Annotated in this window: 12 protein-coding genes and 1 pseudogene; 4 read left to right on the forward strand and 9 right to left on the reverse strand. The window is 38.8% G+C overall.

The window, feature by feature from the left end; translation table 11 throughout:
• Window positions 1-43: 43 nt before the first annotated feature.
• The 3 genes and pseudogenes from MP622_RS02535 to MP622_RS02545 form a co-directional block, all read right to left on the reverse strand.
• Window positions 44-235, reverse strand: a pseudogene (locus MP622_RS02535) (citrate transporter); the annotation flags it as partial.
• A gap of 282 nt (window positions 236-517) precedes the next feature.
• Complete coding sequence (locus MP622_RS02540) at window positions 518-1,846, reverse strand: hemolysin family protein (RefSeq protein WP_243792337.1); 1,329 nt, start codon at window positions 1,844-1,846, stop codon at window positions 518-520.
• A gap of 129 nt (window positions 1,847-1,975) precedes the next feature.
• A complete protein-coding gene (locus MP622_RS02545) occupies window positions 1,976-2,965 on the reverse strand; it encodes a LysR family transcriptional regulator (protein WP_016166891.1) in 990 nt (329 codons plus the stop codon).
• 657 nt (window positions 2,966-3,622) lie between these two features.
• Here MP622_RS02545 and MP622_RS02550 point away from each other — a divergent pair.
• The gene (locus MP622_RS02550; RefSeq protein WP_016166890.1) at window positions 3,623-5,227 is read left to right on the forward strand and encodes an isocitrate lyase; all 1,605 of its coding nucleotides are present in this window, start codon (window positions 3,623-3,625) and stop codon (window positions 5,225-5,227) included.
• Between the two features lie 72 nt (window positions 5,228-5,299).
• On the opposite strand, the gene MP622_RS02555 is transcribed toward MP622_RS02550, so the two are convergent.
• The gene (locus MP622_RS02555) at window positions 5,300-5,767 is read right to left on the reverse strand and encodes a copper resistance protein NlpE (protein WP_243793439.1); all 468 of its coding nucleotides are present in this window, start codon (window positions 5,765-5,767) and stop codon (window positions 5,300-5,302) included.
• 461 nt (window positions 5,768-6,228) lie between these two features.
• Here MP622_RS02555 and MP622_RS02560 point away from each other — a divergent pair, with 461 nt between their 5' ends.
• Complete coding sequence (locus MP622_RS02560) at window positions 6,229-6,822, forward strand: 1-acyl-sn-glycerol-3-phosphate acyltransferase (protein ID WP_016166888.1); 594 nt, start codon at window positions 6,229-6,231, stop codon at window positions 6,820-6,822.
• A 70-nt stretch (window positions 6,823-6,892) separates the two neighbouring features.
• Here MP622_RS02560 and MP622_RS02565 read toward each other — a convergent pair whose 3' ends face one another.
• Window positions 6,893-7,210, reverse strand: a complete 318-nt coding sequence (locus MP622_RS02565) for a hypothetical protein (protein ID WP_243792339.1) — start codon at window positions 7,208-7,210, stop codon at window positions 6,893-6,895.
• Window positions 7,211-7,418: 208 nt separating this feature from the next.
• Here MP622_RS02565 and MP622_RS02570 point away from each other — a divergent pair, with 208 nt between their 5' ends.
• Both MP622_RS02570 and epmA read left to right on the forward strand, forming a co-directional pair.
• Entirely contained in the window at window positions 7,419-8,486 is a 1,068-nt protein-coding gene (locus MP622_RS02570) for a 4-phosphoerythronate dehydrogenase (RefSeq protein ID WP_243792341.1), read from the forward strand.
• Window positions 8,483-9,460, forward strand: coding sequence for an EF-P lysine aminoacylase EpmA (gene epmA, locus MP622_RS02575; protein ID WP_243792343.1), 978 nt, complete (start codon window positions 8,483-8,485; stop codon window positions 9,458-9,460). The genes MP622_RS02570 and epmA overlap by 4 nt, the downstream gene beginning before the upstream one ends.
• Window positions 9,461-9,516: 56 nt before the next feature.
• Here the strand turns inward: epmA and MP622_RS02580 are convergent, their stop codons facing one another.
• The 4 genes from MP622_RS02580 to MP622_RS02595 form a co-directional block, all read right to left on the reverse strand.
• Entirely contained in the window at window positions 9,517-10,758 is a 1,242-nt protein-coding gene (locus MP622_RS02580; RefSeq protein WP_243792345.1) for a multifunctional CCA addition/repair protein, read from the reverse strand.
• An 81-nt stretch (window positions 10,759-10,839) separates the two neighbouring features.
• Window positions 10,840-13,119: an NADP-dependent malic enzyme gene (locus MP622_RS02585; RefSeq protein WP_016166883.1), complete on the reverse strand. Its 2,280-nt coding sequence runs from the start codon at window positions 13,117-13,119 to the stop codon at window positions 10,840-10,842.
• 144 nt (window positions 13,120-13,263) lie between these two features.
• Window positions 13,264-16,125 carry an EAL domain-containing protein gene (locus MP622_RS02590; RefSeq protein ID WP_243792347.1) on the reverse strand — a complete coding sequence of 954 codons (2,862 nt, stop codon included), beginning with the start codon at window positions 16,123-16,125 and terminating at the stop codon, window positions 13,264-13,266.
• 170 nt (window positions 16,126-16,295) lie between these two features.
• The gene (locus MP622_RS02595; protein WP_044739943.1) at window positions 16,296-17,012 is read right to left on the reverse strand and encodes a 16S rRNA (uracil(1498)-N(3))-methyltransferase; all 717 of its coding nucleotides are present in this window, start codon (window positions 17,010-17,012) and stop codon (window positions 16,296-16,298) included.
• Window positions 17,013-17,034: the final 22 nt, after the last annotated feature.

The raw sequence follows: 17,034 nt of genomic DNA on the forward strand, positions 1-17,034 counted from the left end.
CGCAGCGAAACTAAAAAAGAGCACCATGAGTTGCTCTTTTTTTTTAGGGAAGTTTTAATGCCAATGTTAAATGAAGTGAAAATATTTCAAAAATTACAGTGGTGATCAACATCAGAAAGCAAATAATAACAGCTCCCTTAATTGTGAATTTTTAGTGTTCACCAAAATGGATTACTGCTAGTCCACACAATAAATAAGTTGATGGAACTAAAGGTGATAATAGATGTATTGGTTCATATCAAAAGGTAAGGGGGATTAGTGATCGTCGAATAGTGCCCCATACTTTAAGGCAATCACCTTTGAGTGTGTTCGCTTTATTTAATATTGAAGTGAAATCAGTCGTATTTAAATCATGCTGATTTTTAAATATTTTTAACAACCCCATTCTTTTTTCTATTCAATAAAATACATTTATCTAATATGTCTAGGTGCAAAATTGCTATGGACGAGTATTGAGTGAATGTAAAAAAAGCCTTATATGTTTTGTAAGGCTTTAGATATGAAGAACAGCTAACATTTATTCTTGTGGTTCTGTTTCACTTGAATCTTTCGGTTCAGGAAGTAGGCGAGTCACCAACAGTTGGTCGATCTTAAAATGGTCTACATCCACCACTTCAAATTTATAACCACCAAAAATTACGACATCCGCAGGGCGTGGAATTTTACGTAAGCGGTACATCATAAAGCCAGCGAGTGTTTCGTAGTTTTCTTCATCAGGCATTTCATCAATTTCGAGAGCATGTTTCATATCCTCAATGGGGGTGCTGCCATCAATCAACCATGAATTATCATCGCGCTTAATAATTTGTTGCTCTGCTTCAATCGGGGTAACCCAGTCACCCATGACTGTAATCATAATATCAGAGAGGGTAATGACACCGACGACCAATGCATATTCATTAATAACAACCGCAAATTTCTCCTTACTCGCACGGAATCGATCAAGTACTTCAGAAAGCGTTAAGGTATCTGGAATAGTGAGCACATTACGAATGGTCGATTCATTGAGTTGATTAATTTTTTGGTTATTGAGGATGCGCACCAAAATATCTTTGGCATCGACATAACCAATCACTTGATCAATATTTTCATTACAAACGAGAAATTTGGAATATGGGTATTCAGCCAGTTTTTGTCGAATACTGTCTTCTGCTTCATTTAAGGTAAAGTAAATGACATTTTCACGTGTAGTCATACTTGATGGGACATTGCGTTCTTCAAGTTCAAGTACATTTTCAATAAAGTGATGTTCTTGCTTTAATAATACACCTGCTTGTGCGCCTGCATCCATGACCGCAGAAATATCATCAAAGGTAATGTTGTCATCACGGATGGTATTCACCTTAAATAAGCGGAAGAGCAGATTTGCAAGGGTATTAATGATCCAAGCCAAAGGTTTGCAAACTTTAATAAAAACTTGAATTGGATTAATGACTGCTATGGAGATTTTTTCAGGTGCAATCATCGCCAAACGTTTTGGCATTAAATCGGCAAATAAGATGAATAATGATGTGACTAAGGTAAATGAAAGTGCAAAACTGATGCTCTCTGCCCAAGCACCAGAGTAAAAACGCGAAACAAAATTTAGAAAATAAGGTCGAAAAGCCCCTTCACCTAAAATACCACCCAAAATCGCGACTGCATTTAGACCAATTTGAGACGCTGCAAAAAAGTCAGCAGAATTTTCCTGTAAGTCTAAAACTTTCTGTGCTCGTTCTTCGCCTGCTTCAGCCAGAATTTTTAATTTGACTTTGCGCGCACCTGCAAGTGCAATTTCTGTCAGAGACAGAAATCCCGCTCCCGCAATCAGAAGGGCAATGATTATAATATTCTGGAACAGACTCACGAAATCCACCTGCGGATCATCATTATTATGAAATATTTTTAACACAAAAAAGCACTAGGGGAATAATTGAATTATGCCCGAAGTGCTAACAGTATAATCTTAAAAAAGAAGAATTTAAGAAAAATCTAATTAATAATGTGAAAATTGTGAGTTATTTAATAAAAATTCACGATTTTCTTCTTCGATCATTTGGCGTGCAACATACAAAATCAATTGGCGTAACCAACGATGTGCTGGATGATGGTGTAACAGCGGGCACCATGCCATTTTTAACTCGAATTCGGGAATATAGAACGGAGGATCTTTGATTAATAAATGCTGGCTCTTGGCCTGAAGGCGAGCAATACGTGTGGGCAAAGTTGCAATCAAATCTACATTTGATGCTAATAGCGCTGGCATTTGATAATGGCGCGTAAATACAGAAATTTTACGTTTTTGTCCGATACGTTCTAAGGCTTGATCAATCCAACCTAACCCAGCTTGTTTTTCAGGATTTACCCCAAAACCTACGCCCATCCCAGTTTTTGACACCCAAATATGTTGCGCATCAAGATAACTTTTTAAGTTTAAGTTTGATGCAGCTGGATGTTTACCATTCAGTAAACAAGAAAAACTGTCACGCCATACTAAAACTTGGTGGAAGCTTTGCGGAATTTCGTTGAATCGGTTAATCGCTAAATCAACTTTACCTTGTTCCATGTCACGATAGGAAACGTCACTTGGGGTAAGAAAGTCTAAAACAACATTCGGCGCTTCTGAACGCAAAGCTTTAACTAAACGAGGAACTAAGGTCGCTTCGGCATAGTCCGAAGTCATGATGCGAAAAACACGATTAGATGTATAAGGACGGAACTCTGTACGCGGTTCTAAAATCATAGAAAGGTCAGACAACGCATCTCGAATTCGTGGCTGTAATTCAAGCGCACGTTCAGTCGGTGTCATACCTTCAGAAGAACGAATCAATAGAGGGTCATTAAAGAGATTACGAAGACGACGTAAGATGTTACTCATTGCAGGTTGGGTAACGCCCAATTGTTCTGCTGCGCGTGTGACATTTTTCTCACGCAATAATACATCAAGATAAATGAGTAAATTAAGGTCGACCCGCTCCAGATTCATAAAATAAATACCAAGAATAAACTTATGAAATTATGTTGATTATGCCATAAGCGATAAGGCTTGTGTAGAAAATATGATGAAAAAAAGCTGGAGGGAGGAGAACGGATTGGGAATGAATAGTAAAGTAAACCGACTAAGAATGAAAGTTAAAAGCCTTAAAAAGATCAAGAAATAGCAATTATGATTGAAGAGTTTAAATAAGCTAAAAATTATGATTTTATGGCTTAAATCGGTGTCCAAAATGGGAATCATCGAGTTTATATTTTATACATATGTATTTAAATGATTGGGCGGAAAACTATTGAATAAAGTCGCCAAAACTAAGCTCAAAATCTTAAATAAAAGGGGTGCAAGACTTAAGTCTAATGATTGTTTTTTAATCCAATTTCGCAATTTGTAAGAAATAATATTTTTTTTGAAATTAAATAAATATTTAAATAACAATACTTTGTTTAATGTTGGATTGCTTATAATACGACTTTGATCTACATATTTTTTTAAAAAATACCGAAAATTACTTGAGGATATTGGATTAATTTTATAACTCAATCTAATCTGTATTCATCGTAATGAAGTGTAGTAAATCTGAACAAAAATCATTATTCGGATTCTAATGCTTCAATTGATGAAATCCTAATATTATTACAGGAAAATATCATGACTACATACCAAACAGCGATTGATGCAATCCGCGAATTAAAAGCAAAATTCGGTAACACATGGGCAGACATCAGTCCTGAAGATGCTGCGCGTATGCAATTACAAAACCGTTTCAAAACTGGTTTAGATATTGCTAAATACACAGCGGCGATTATGCGTCGTGATATGGCTGCTTATGATGCCGATTCTAGCAAATACACTCAATCATTAGGTTGCTGGCATGGTTTCATCGCACAACAAAAAATGATTGCGAACAAAAAATACTTCGGTACAACTGAACGTCGCTACATCTACCTTTCTGGTTGGATGGTTGCTGCTCTTCGTTCAGAATTCGGTCCACTTCCTGACCAATCTATGCACGAAAAAACTTCTGTTCCTGCATTGATCGAAGAAATCTACACTTTCTTACGTCAAGCTGACGCGAAAGAATTAAACGATTTATTCCGCGCACTTAAAAAAGCTCAAGAAGCTGGTGATACTGCTAAAGCTGCTGAAATCACTGCTCAAATCGACAACTTTGAAACTCACGTTGTGCCAATTATTGCTGACATCGACGCTGGTTTTGGTAACGAAGAAGCAACTTACTTACTTGCTAAGAAAATGATCGAAGCTGGTGCTTGTGCGCTTCAAATTGAAAACCAAGTATCTGATGCGAAACAATGTGGTCACCAAGCTGGTAAAGTAACTGTTCCACACGAAGACTTCATCGCTAAAATCCACGCATTACGTTATGCATTCTTAGAAATGGGTCTTGACGACGGTATCATCGTTGCACGTACTGACTCTGAAGGCGCTGACTTGACTCAAAAAATCCCAGTGGTTAAAGAGCCAGGCGACATCGCTTCTCAATATATCAGCTACTTAGATACTGTTGAAATTGATATTGCTGATGCTCAAGAAGATGAAATCTTGATCAAACGTGATGGTAAATTACACCGTCCTAAGCGTTTAGCTTCTGGTTTATATCAATTCCGTGAAGGTACTCAAATTGACCGTGTTGTGCTTGACTGTGTAACTAGCTTACAAAACGGTGCTGACCTTCTTTGGATCGAGACTGCAACTCCAAACGTTGAAGAAATCGCTCACATGGTGAACCGTGTTAAAGAAACAATTCCAAATGCGAAACTTGTTTACAACAACTCGCCATCTTTCAACTGGACTTTAAACTTCCGTCAACAAGCTTACGATCGTTGGGTTGCTGAAGGTAAAGATGTATCTGCATACGACCGTGCTAAATTAATGAGCGCTGAGTATGACAACTCTGAATTGGCTGCTGAAGCTGATGAAAAAGTACGTACATTCCAAGCTGATGCTTCTCGTGAAGCAGGTGTGTTCCATCACTTGATCACACTTCCGACTTACCATACTGCTGCTCTTTCTACTCATGAGCTTGCACAAGGTTACTTCGGTTCTGAAGGTATGTTGGCTTATGTTGCTGGCGTACAACGTAAAGAAATCCGTGGTGGTATCGCTTGTGTTAAACACCAAGCAATGGCGGGTTCTGACATCGGTGATGATCACAAAGAAATCTTCTCTGGTGACAACGCTCTTAAAGCGCACGATGATGCTAAAAACACAATGAACCAATTCGCTGCTCACTAAGTCGCGATCTGATTCAAAAAACCCTGCATACGCAGGGTTTTTTTTATGGAGAATTTTTAAATAAAAATTACTTTAGTTGATTGCTTTATTTAAGATGTAATGTTCAGCCAAGTTCCCTTCAATTTTCTTACCATCTTGGTCAAGTGCATAAAGTCGATTTTCTGCAATAAAGTATTTGCGCTGATCACCATTTTTATCCAATGTAATGACACTAGCACTATTGTCAAAACTGAATTGACCTTTAGCGTTAAATGGATTGTTATCACCTTTACCCAAGTATGTTTCAGTTAAGTGATAGGTTGAATCGGCATTTAAAACTAATAAGGTCTTAATGCCTTCACAGTCCGCGCAAGGCAATATACCCTGATAATCTCCAGCCCAGTCTAAAGAATTTTGGGCATTATGTGCAGAATCAATTTCGGCTGAAGAGGCAACTTTAGCTTCAGGTGTTGCAGTGTTTACTTCAGCATTTTGAGTGGGTTTAGAGCAAGCAGCTAATGCACAAGTAGTTAATAGTGTAGCAATCAGTGTTTTATTCATCATTAGATTCCCAGTATTGTCATAGAGTAAATAGTTAATTGATTTTATGACCAAAAGGTAAAATAAATTATTTGATAAATAACTAAAATATTTAAAATGTAAAACATTAGCATTGTGTAATGTGCCTTACCTACCAGTAACCAAGTTGAATTCAGGTGTCCTAGCATTGATCGAATGGTATTGAAGAGACATTTGCTTACAAATGAAATGTGCTGTGGCAGTGAACAGTACTATGGCGTGAATAAGAATTAATTGGTTATTTATCTATATTTTCCGTAGTTTAATGTCTAAAAAATTACATGATGAAAATCATTCAATAATTAAAATTTTGAGCTAAAAGGCGATAACAAACAATTTATACATTTATATATTAATGGGGCGATTTTTAATCAATTGGTACTTTTTTTATTCGATTAGACTGGTAGAATTCGCTGTCTTTTTTTGTTGGTTTTGGTGTTGCTGTGTTTGAGAAATTGGCTGAACAATCTTTGGCATTGATGGGGTGGAAGACAGATAATCAATGGCCTGAGCATTTAGATCAATGTGTCATGATTGCTGCACCGCACACCAGTAATTGGGATGCTCTTTACGCGCGTTTAGCTTTGAAAGCCCTTGGGGTCAATGTTCGTTTAACGATCAAGGATAGTTATATGAAATTACCTTTTGGTCCTTTTGTACGAGCAATGGGTGGAATTGGCATTAATCGTCGTCCTAAAAATGAAGGCGAAGCTCGACCAAGTATGGTGGAGTTAATGACGGATTTGTTTAAAACACATCCTAAATTAGTGATGCTTGTTACACCTGAAGGTACGCGTTCAAAACAGGAACAATGGAAAACGGGTTTTTATCATGTGGCTGTTAAGGCGGGTGTACCGATTGCCTTGGCCTATATGGATTATGAAAAAAAAGAAGCGGGTGTTGGTAAGATTGTTTACCCAACAGGTAATTATGAGCAAGATATGCAAGAAATTATGCAATTCTATGCTGAAATCCAGCCTAAATTTCCAGAAAAATTCAGTGTTGATACCCGCTATTTGAATCAACAAGATGCTTAAAATAATTGAGCAACCAAAAAGCGAGGATAGTATTGCTATCCTCGCTTTTTTATTATTAGTGTGAATGCAGCTATTGGCTTATGCCACCGAGTGACTGACAAGCTTCTTTATAATGTTCATATTCAGCCGAAATGACCTCAGGTAGTGGCTCATGAAACAGAATGTCACCATCTTTGTAACTTTCAACATAAGCTTCAACTTTTTTTCTGGAGTTGCCTAATGCATATTCATAATAATTAATGATCGGGCTATGCATCATTTGGCTAGATTCAATATTGTGGCATTGAAAATGTTCGAGTAGTTTTTCAGCTTGTTTTATTTCTTTGCTGGTGCCAAAAGCGCAACCTGTGAACAACAGGGCACAAGTGATGAAGGAAAGGCGTAACATGAGGAATGGCGTTTTATAAAAGTGCTCAGCATTCTACGTGCCAATCAAATGATATAAAATCTTTTTAATGTATAGATTTGATTCTTTGCCCGTAAAGTAAACAGTGGTGCAGTAAAACCAAAAAAGAAAAATTCAAATAATCGTTTTTGAATGGTCAGTAGAATTCTAAAGAAGTAAGATAGTGCAGAATCAATTGCTGGTCCAAATCATGAAAATTGTGGCTGATGAAAATCTTGCTTTTACCGATTATTTTTTTGCAGAATTTGGTGCAATCCAACATGTCCCAGGTCGCAATTTAAGTCATTCTGATGTTGTAGATGCTGATGCACTCTTGGTTCGCTCTGTAACTAAGGTTAATTCAACATTGCTACAAAATACAGCACTTCGTTATGTGGGTAGCGCTACGATTGGTACCGATCATTTAGATATTCAAGCCTTAAATGCTGCGGGCATTGCTTGGTCAAATGCTGCGGGATGTAATGCACAAGCGGTGGCTGAATATGTGATTACCGCGCTTTTACATTTAAAACCTGAACTGATTTCTGCTCAGCAAAACTTTTGTTTGGGCATTGTGGGATTAGGGAATGTTGGTTCTCGCTTAGCAACAATGGCAAAGCTCTTGGGTTGGCAAGTGATTGCTTATGATCCGTTTGCAAATCGGGATCATGCGACTCAGGTCGATTTTACTCAGTTATTACAACAAGCCGATGCAATTTCAATTCATGTGCCTTTGACCAAAACAGGTCAACATCCAACTTATCATTTATTTAATGCGACAACTTTGGCTGAAATGAAACCAAATGCCATATTAATTAATTCGGCACGTGGCCCTGTGATTGCAGAAGCTGATTTAATGCAAGATATTCGAAACACTAATCGTACAGTGGTATTGGATGTCTTTGAACACGAGCCAGAAATTTCATCTGAACTATTAGAGCTTTTGGCACTGGCGACACCACATATTGCAGGGTATAGCTTAGAAGGCAAGGCACGTGGTACTCAGATGATTTATGAGGCATTCTGCCAAGTCTTTGCTCAAGCTGCGACAAAACGGTTTGAAACTCAACTTCCAAGTTGTGAGCAATATTTTGCCCAAGCTGATTTTAAAACCGTGCTGACTCAACATTTAAACCAGATTTATGATATTGCTCAAGATGATGCCAATTTAAGAGCATGTGTAAAGCAAGGTAAAGTTGAACAACAAGCATTTGATACTTTAAGAAAAAACTATCCGCTTAGACGTGAGTGGGCAGCACATGGAGGCCCACAGGCATGAGTCAAGTTCATTATCAACCGACTTGTGATTTAGCGGCAATGCAAGCACGTGCCAAAATGTATGCACAAATTCGACAGTTTTTTGCTGAGCGTCAAGTTTTAGAAGTTGAAACTCCAATTTTATCGCAAGCTGGTGTAACCGATGTGCACTTGGCTTCGGTGCAGGCAAAGCGCCATGTACAAGGTAAACTTGCAACACATTATTTACAGACTTCGCCAGAATTTGCCATGAAACGTTTATTGGCAACGGGCAGTGGAGCAATTTATCAAATTTGTAAGGTTTTCCGTGACGATGAGCATGGGCGTAAGCACAACAGCGAATTTAGTATGCTGGAGTGGTATCGTCCGCACTTTAGTTTAAAAGATTTAATGTTCGAAGTTACTGATCTATTAAATGTGACTTTGGCGCAGCGTTTTGGTGAAATCCGTCCGACTATTTTAAGTTATAAACATGCGTTTATGGATCGATTGGAGTTGAATCCTTTACAGGCTAGCTTGAAAGAACTGAAAGAGTGTTGTCAGCGCGTCGGTTTAAATCTGGATTTGGGTGATGATCGACTTGGATATATTGATTTACTGTTTTCACATTTTGTAGAGCCTAGTTTAGGTTTTGACACGGCTGTATTTTTGACAGATTTCCCACCTGAGTTAGCCTCTCTGGCAAAAACCAAACATGATGAAGATGGTGAATTGGTTGCAGCACGTTTCGAACTGTATATCGAAGGTTTGGAATTGGCGAATGCTTATGATGAATTGATTGATGCAGATATATTGCGGCAACGTTTTGAGGCAGATAATCAAGAGCGTAAGCAATTAGACTTGCATGTGATGCCTATTGATGAATATCTATTAGCTGCTTTGCCAAATATGTCAGAATGTGCAGGGATTGCTTTAGGTTTAGATCGTCTGTTGATGGTGGCGACTGAAAAAATGCGCTTGGAACAGGTGATTACTTTCCCTGCGCAGATTTCATAATCATAAATTACTTCAAGATTCAAAGCCCCTGATGTATTGAGATCAAGGGCTTTGAATTATTCTGGCTTATTTGTCACTGCATGCTGTGCTTTATAAGCTTCCAAGGCTTGAATACGACGTTGAATCAACATTTCGCCAATTTCAGAGCCTTGAACATTCTCAGGTAAATCTTGTGCTTTAATTGTACGCACAATTTCCATCGCATCGCGCATATAGGTGGCTTGAGGATATTCACGATCTTCTAGTCCAAGACGTCCGCGTGCATCACACTCACAGGCTTGTATGAAGGCTTCAACACGTTCTGGACGGCGTAGTACATCAAGACGTTGTAGTAGGCGCCAGAGTGTTCCAGGCTTTAAAGCAAAAGCTTGATGGCACTTTAAGTGTTCTTTGCAGACGGCTAAGGCCAATTGTTTGGTTTGGGTCGGTACTTTTAATCGATCACAGACTTGAGTTACGGGTTGAATTCCACGCTCTTCATGCATGATATGCCGAGGTAATTCATGCTCAGGGGTAAGGGCTTTACCCAAATCATGCACCAAAACGGCAAAGCGTACATCCAGTGAATAATTGGCTTTACAGGCTTGATGGAGAGACATGAGCGTATGAACACCACAGTCAATTTCGGGATGATATTCAGGACGTTGCGGAATGCCAAAGAGTGCATCAATTTCAGGAAATAAAACTTTTAAAGCCCCGCAAGTTTCTAAAACCTCGAAATAGATATCTGCATGAGGTTCCATGAGTGCACGTGAAGTCTCTTTCCAAACGCGTTCAGGGGTGAGTGCATTTAATTCGCCTGATTCAGCGAGTTGACGCATTAAATCAAGCGTTTCTGTGGCAATACTAAACCCTAAAGGTTTATAACGCGCAGCAAAGCGGGCTACACGTAATACGCGAAGTGGATCTTCCACAAATGCATCGGAAACATGGCGGAGTATTTTATTGGCTAAATCTTGTTGACCTTGATAGGGATCGTAGATTTTTCCAGCTTCATCCATCGCTATCGCATTAATGGTTAAGTCACGGCGAATTAAATCATCTTCAAGGGTTACGCTAACATCGGTAAAGAACTCAAAACCATGATAACCCTGTCCTGACTTACGCTCAGTACGGGCTAAAGCATATTCTTCTTTTGATTCTGGGTGTAGAAAAACGGGAAAATCTTTGCCTACAGGCTGATAGCCAAGAGCCAGTAATTGCTCTGGAGTAGCACCAACAACAACATAATCTTTTTCGTGATAGGGGTGTCCGAGTAAGTGATCTCGTACTGCACCGCCTACTAAATAAACTTGCATGAAAAAACCTCTATTCTTCAAGCAATCATGCTACAGAATAGAGGTTTTCTCAAGTCAATAACTTGAGCTTTTCACTAAAGATTAAAGTGCTTCAGTTTCAGCTTGCTGAATTTCAGCCACAGTTAATGCTGTCATGTTTACTAAACGACGTGTTGTAGTCGTTGGAGTAAGGATATGAACAGGTTTCGCTGCACCTAATAAAATAGGACCAATAGTAACGTTATTACCAGAAGTTGATTTCAATAGGTTGAATGAAATGTTGGCAGCATCTAAGTTCGGCATAATTAACAAGTTCGCAGAACCTTTGAAACGTGAGTTCGGGAAGGCAAAATGACGAATGGTTTCGTCCATTGCCGCATCACCGTGCATTTCACCTTCAACTTCAAGTTCAGGTGCAATTTCACTCAAGATTTCAAATACTTTACGCATTTTTTGTGCACTTGGGTCATTTTGATCTGAACCAAAACTAGAATGCGAAAGTAGAGCAACACGTGGAGTAATACCAAAACGACGCACTTCTTCAGCTGCTAGAATGGTCATTTCAGCCAACTGTTCAGCTGTTGGATTCGTATTTACATAAGTATCCGCAATGAACAAGTTACGATCTTCAAGCATTAATGCATTTAAGGTAAAGAAGTTAGTACGACCTTCTTTCAAGCCAATCACATTTTTCACGAAGTCTAAATGAATGTCATAGCTTGAATATGTACCACACAGCATACCATCCGCTAGACCATGTCGAACCAACATACCCGCGATTAAGGTAGAACGACGACGTGCTTCACGATGTGCGTATTCAGGTGTTACCCCTTTACGTTGCATGATGTCGTAGTAGTCTTCAGCAAATTTTTCGTAGTTCGGGTTTTTCTCTTGGTCAACAATTTCAATGTTTACGCCATTTTCTAAGCGTAGACCTAATTTCTTAATGTTGGCTTCGATCACCGCAGTACGACCCACCAAAATTGGTTTCGCCATGCCTTCATCTACAGCAATTTGTACAGCACGTAATACACGTAGATCTTCACCTTCTGCATAAGCAATACGCTTAGGATCTGTTTTTGCTTGAGCGAAAATCGGTTTCATAATGAATGCAGAGTTATAAACAAACTCAGACAAACGTTGGCGATATGCCGAGAAATCTTCGATTGGACGTGTTGCAACACCAGAATCCATAGCTGCTTGCGCAACTGCTGGCGCAATTTCAAGGATTAGACGTTGATCAAGTGGGCGTGGAATTAAATAGTCACGACCAAAAGATGCAGATTTTTCACCATAAGTTGCAGCATCTGCTTCAATGTGTGCCATACGCGCAATTGCGTATACACAAGCAATTTTCATTTCTTCGTTAATGGTTGTTGCACCCACATCAAGTGCGCCACGGAAGATATATGGGAAGCAAAGTGCATTGTTTACTTGGTTTGGATAGTCTGAACGACCTGTTGCCATGATCACGTCATCACGAACTTCATGTGCATGTTCAGGTAAAATTTCTGGATCTGGGTTAGCAAGGGCAAAAATAATAGGATCTTTTGCCATGACCTTAACCATTTCTTTGGTTAGGATACCTGCTGCTGAAAGACCAAGGAACATGTCTGCATCTGCAATCACGTCAGCTAGCTGTGTACCTTCAATGTCTTGTACATAGCGTTTTTTCGAGTCATCTAGACCTTCGCGCTTGGTTGTAAGTAGACCACGTGAGTCAGCAACGATAATGTTTTCTTTCTTTGCACCAATTGCGCAAAGTAAGTCTAAACATGAAAGAGCAGCAGCACCTGCACCAGAAGCAACGATTTTGATTTCTTCAATTTTTTTGCCATTTAACTGAAGTGCATTCAATAAAGCAGAACCTACAATAATTGAAGTACCGTGTTGGTCATCATGGAACACAGGAATATTCATGCGTTCGCGAAGTTTACGCTCAATGTAGAAGCATTCAGGCGCTTTAATGTCTTCGAGGTTAATCCCGCCAAAAGTTGGTTCTAATGCTGCAACAATATCAACGATTTTGTCTGGATCATTTTCAGCGATTTCGATGTCGAAGACATCAACACCAGCAAATTTTTTGAACAGGACGCCTTTACCTTCCATGACTGGTTTTGACGCCAATGGACCGATGTTACCTAGTCCAAGTACTGCGGTACCATTACTGACAACGGCAACAAGGTTACCACGTGCAGTATATAGGGCGGCAGTTGAAGGGTCGCGTTCAATCTCTAAACAAGGCGCAGCCACACCTGGGGAGTAAGCAAGTGCTAAGTCATGTTGGTTGACCAGCTGCTTGCTTGGTGTAACACTGATTTTACCTGGGGTTGGAAACTCGTGATAATACAAAGCTTGCTGTTTTAATGATTGATCGTCCATCTGAATCTCGTTTGTTACTGAGTGGTCCAGCGTATGCTGGTGGTTTTGCTGAATTTGCTCGAATATACCATTACTTGTCTTTTAAGCCCAGTCGAACACGCTTCTTTTTTACACAAACTTAGACCTCAAGCCTATTGACTTAGACTAAGAAGGGATAAGTTTATGTAATTGCAAGTATTCGGTGGCATTTTTTTCAGAGAGTGGTTTAGAAAAAAGATAACCTTGGGCAATGTCGCATTGTAGTTTTTCCAGATAGCAGAGCTGCTGTTCAGTCTCAATTCCTTCAGCGACGACTGTTAATCCCATTGCTTTACCCATGGCGACCATGGCACTAATAATGGCATCTTGTTTGCCATCTCCAATGTTGGCAATGAAGGCACGATCTATTTTTAGAATATCAATTGGGAAATCTGCGAGATAAGCCAGAGAAGAATAGCCTGTACCAAAATCATCTAAGGCAATATTAATATGGCGTTGCTTAATTTGGTCCAATAATATTTTGACAGTTTTTGAATTTTCAATCAGGGAAGATTCAGTAATTTCAAGTTCTAAACTTTCACCAGAAATTTGATACGTTGCAATGGCTTCATCTAAATCAGAGAGAAGTTGTCCACGTTGTAATTGTTGAGCAACGACATTGACAGATACGCAAATATTTTTAAAACCAATCGAATTCCAATAGCTAATTTGCTTAGCTGTTTTACGAATGACAATTCTTCCAATATCTGAAATTAAACTAGTTTTCTCTGCCATTGGAATAAAAAGTGCGGGCGGAATGATACCTTTGGTTGGATGATTCCAGCGAACCAAAGCCTCAAAACCATAAACATGTTGATCTTTAAAGTCGATTTTAGGTTGATAATAAACAACCAGCTCATCATTACGAATGGCTTGGCGTAAGTCGCGTTCTAAATAAATGCCTTGTTCAAGTAAAGCGGTGTTATCGCTCGAATAATATTTCATGGTGTGGCCGCCTAAACGTTTCGCTTCAGTCAAGGCTTGTTCAGCACAATTATTTAAATAATCAAGTTGTCGACCATGTTCAGGATAGAATGAGATACCCATTGATACGGTAATAATATGTTCTTGTCCAAAAATCTCAAAAGGTTCGGCAAAAGCATCTTGAATACGCTGACAATGTTGTTGAATAGAAGGGCGGATATGAGAAATCTCATACACAATGGCAAAATCATCACCATTTAAATGTGCTAAGAACAGTGCATCCGTGTTTGTTAAACGCAGACGCTGAGCGACTTGTCTTAACAGTTCATCGCCACCATTATTGCTTAAATATTCATTAAGGGGGCGGAAGCGGTCAATATTGAGTCGAATCACAGCAAGCTGTTGAATGGAAGCTTGATGAGATACTAAGTATTGATGTAGTTGATAATTATAATAAAAACGGTTTGGTAAGTCCGTTAATGTGTCGTAATTTTCTAAATAAGATAAGCGTTGTTCCTGAAGTTTACGTTCTGTCAGATCAGAAACAATCCCAATATAGTTTATGACACGATTATGCTCATCCTGTATGGCATTGATATGTAGCCAAAATGTCAGTTCTTTCCCTGTGCTAAATTTTTCAGTGAGCTCGCCATCATATTCCCCTGTACGGGCTAATTGCTCCAAAATTGCCTGATGATTTTGTTGCTGTGAGGATTTATGGTTTGATGTGATTGCAAAAAGATGCTGACCTAAAAATTGGTCTTTATCAAAGCCTGTGATCTTTTCATAAAAAGGGTTTACATTGACATAATTTAAATGTTTGTCGAGGATGAAAATACCTTCAGCTGCTTGCTCTAAGACACTGGCAGCCAGTTTTAAACGCTCTTGATCGGTACGTTCCTGATGAATATCACGCTGTATACCCACCATACGCAAAGGTTTCTTATTGGTTGGATCACGTTCAATCACACGTCCAATATCATGTACCCACGTCCATTCACCATTGGGTTGCTGTACACGATAGGTAGCTTCATAACGATCGGTCTCGGCACGAAGATGCTGTTTTAACGCTTTTTTAAAACACAACAAATCATCTGGATGAATGATGTTTTGTAGCTGAATACTGTGTTCTTTTGAATGCTTACGCTTTTTTTGCTGCTGGTAGTTACTGACTGATATGTGACGTTTTTTAATATTCCAGTCCCAAGGTTTTAAACCTGCGATTTCATGGGCAAGATCCAAGTTTTGTTGCTGATTTTCTAGATTACGGTTCATTTGTTCAATATCAAAAGTACGTTCTTGAATTTTTTGCTCTAAGTGCTGGTTATTTTGCTGTAGTTGTAATTCAATTTCTTTAGATTTGTTCATTTCATTTTGCAGTTGTTCGCATAATTCTTCAGTCCGAATCACTTGTTGCTCAGCATTTTTTATGAGTTGACCATTGTGCAAATATAAAGCAGATAAGCGTTTATGAATTCGTACAGTTGAATTGGCACACAATAAAATGACGATGAGAACGAAGTTCACGGTCAGATGAAATAATTGGTTAATTTGATCAGTAAGTATAAATTGAGATATAAAATAGGGAACAATAGATGGAATGAAAATTAAGCAAAAATAATCAAGCCGTTGGGTTAAGAAGGTAAGTGCTAATGCTTGAGTCACGATTAACAGTAAGGCCGATAATGTTAAAGCGTGGACAGGTTCAAAACTTGGATTGACCTGAGGTAAATAGTAATAAATTAGACTGATTCCAGTAGCAATCAGAATACCTGTTCCTAGGCAGAGAAATTGCACCCAGTGATGTGCTTGGGAGATGGTGTATTGTTCAAATTTAAATCGAGTTGTGGTCAGTATCCAAAAACTGCCAACGAAGAGCTCTGTGAGCAAGAACCAAACATTAAAATAGAGAGAAAAGTGCGAAAAATTAAATTGGTAAACACAATAAACATATAAAAAAATAATGAGAATACTCACCAAAAATAATTGGATATGCCTTATGGAATTATGAATTTGCGCAGCTTGTAACTGCGATCTAAGATTCGCATCTAAAAAATCGGGCATAACATTCATAACCTTATTTTTGTTTTGTTCTAGATACTGTATAGGTTATACGTTCCATTTATTTACTTAGTCTTTTAATAAAATCACAATGCATTGAATCACTTTTAGATTAATCAGGTTATGCATAAATATCAATCTTATCTATCCGTATTTTCGTCTTTTTAGAAAAACTATGGTCTAACACTGTAATTTAGGATGGCTAATGCAACAACAGGGGCTGTTTCGGTACGTAATACTCGCTCGCCGATGCACCAGTTAACAAAACCAACCTCATTTGCAGTTTGAATTTCGGTTTCACTTAAACCACCTTCGGGCCCAATGAGCAGTGCAATATTTGCCTTTGCGTTGCTCAAAGGACTTGTTTCATCCTTATTAGGTGCGAGCACAAGTTTAGTCTCTGGCAGTTCAGACGCAAGCCATTTCTCTAAACTGAGTGGTGCAAGAATTTTTGGCACAATGTTCATGCCACATTGTTCACAGGCTGCAATCGCAATGCCTTGCCAATGATCTAACTTCTTTTGGTCACGGTCATATTTCAAGCGCATTTCACAGCGTTCAGAAGTCAACAGTTGAATTTCGGATACACCCAGTTCAACAGCTTTTTGAATGGCATAATCCATACGGTCGCCTTTACTCATCACTTGACCAAGTAAGGTATGAATAGCAGGAGTACGATTGGATGGGTTAAATGTCAATACTTGAACTTTGGCCGACTTTTTCGATACATCAGTGAGTTCAACGTTATATTCTCCCCCTTGCCCATTAAACAAGGTGGCTTGGTCTCCCACTTGCGCGCGTAGTACTTTACACCAATGATGAAAAACAGTTTCGGTCAGTTCAATCTGTGTATCAACCGCTAATTCAGCTTCAATATAAAAACGTGGCATAAAGTACAACTCGTCAAGTTAG

Source organism: Acinetobacter sp. PK01, assembly GCF_022819285.1.
Classification (GTDB): Bacteria; Pseudomonadota; Gammaproteobacteria; order Pseudomonadales; family Moraxellaceae; genus Acinetobacter; species Acinetobacter tandoii.

Coding starts and splice junctions, on each gene's coding strand:
- MP622_RS02545 (WP_016166891.1), bottom strand. CDS start 2,965: ATGAATCTGGAGCGGGTCGACCTTAATTTACTCATTTATCTTGATGTA.
- MP622_RS02550 (WP_016166890.1), top strand. CDS start 3,623: ATGACTACATACCAAACAGCGATTGATGCAATCCGCGAATTAAAAGCA.
- MP622_RS02555 (WP_243793439.1), bottom strand. CDS start 5,767: ATGAATAAAACACTGATTGCTACACTATTAACTACTTGTGCATTAGCT.
- MP622_RS02565 (WP_243792339.1), bottom strand. CDS start 7,210: ATGTTACGCCTTTCCTTCATCACTTGTGCCCTGTTGTTCACAGGTTGC.
- MP622_RS02570 (WP_243792341.1), top strand. CDS start 7,419: ATGAAAATTGTGGCTGATGAAAATCTTGCTTTTACCGATTATTTTTTT.
- epmA (WP_243792343.1), top strand. CDS start 8,483: ATGAGTCAAGTTCATTATCAACCGACTTGTGATTTAGCGGCAATGCAA.
- MP622_RS02580 (WP_243792345.1), bottom strand. CDS start 10,758: ATGCAAGTTTATTTAGTAGGCGGTGCAGTACGAGATCACTTACTCGGA.
- MP622_RS02585 (WP_016166883.1), bottom strand. CDS start 13,119: ATGGACGATCAATCATTAAAACAGCAAGCTTTGTATTATCACGAGTTT.
- MP622_RS02590 (WP_243792347.1), bottom strand. CDS start 16,125: ATGCCCGATTTTTTAGATGCGAATCTTAGATCGCAGTTACAAGCTGCG.
- MP622_RS02595 (WP_044739943.1), bottom strand. CDS start 17,012: ATGCCACGTTTTTATATTGAAGCTGAATTAGCGGTTGATACACAGATT.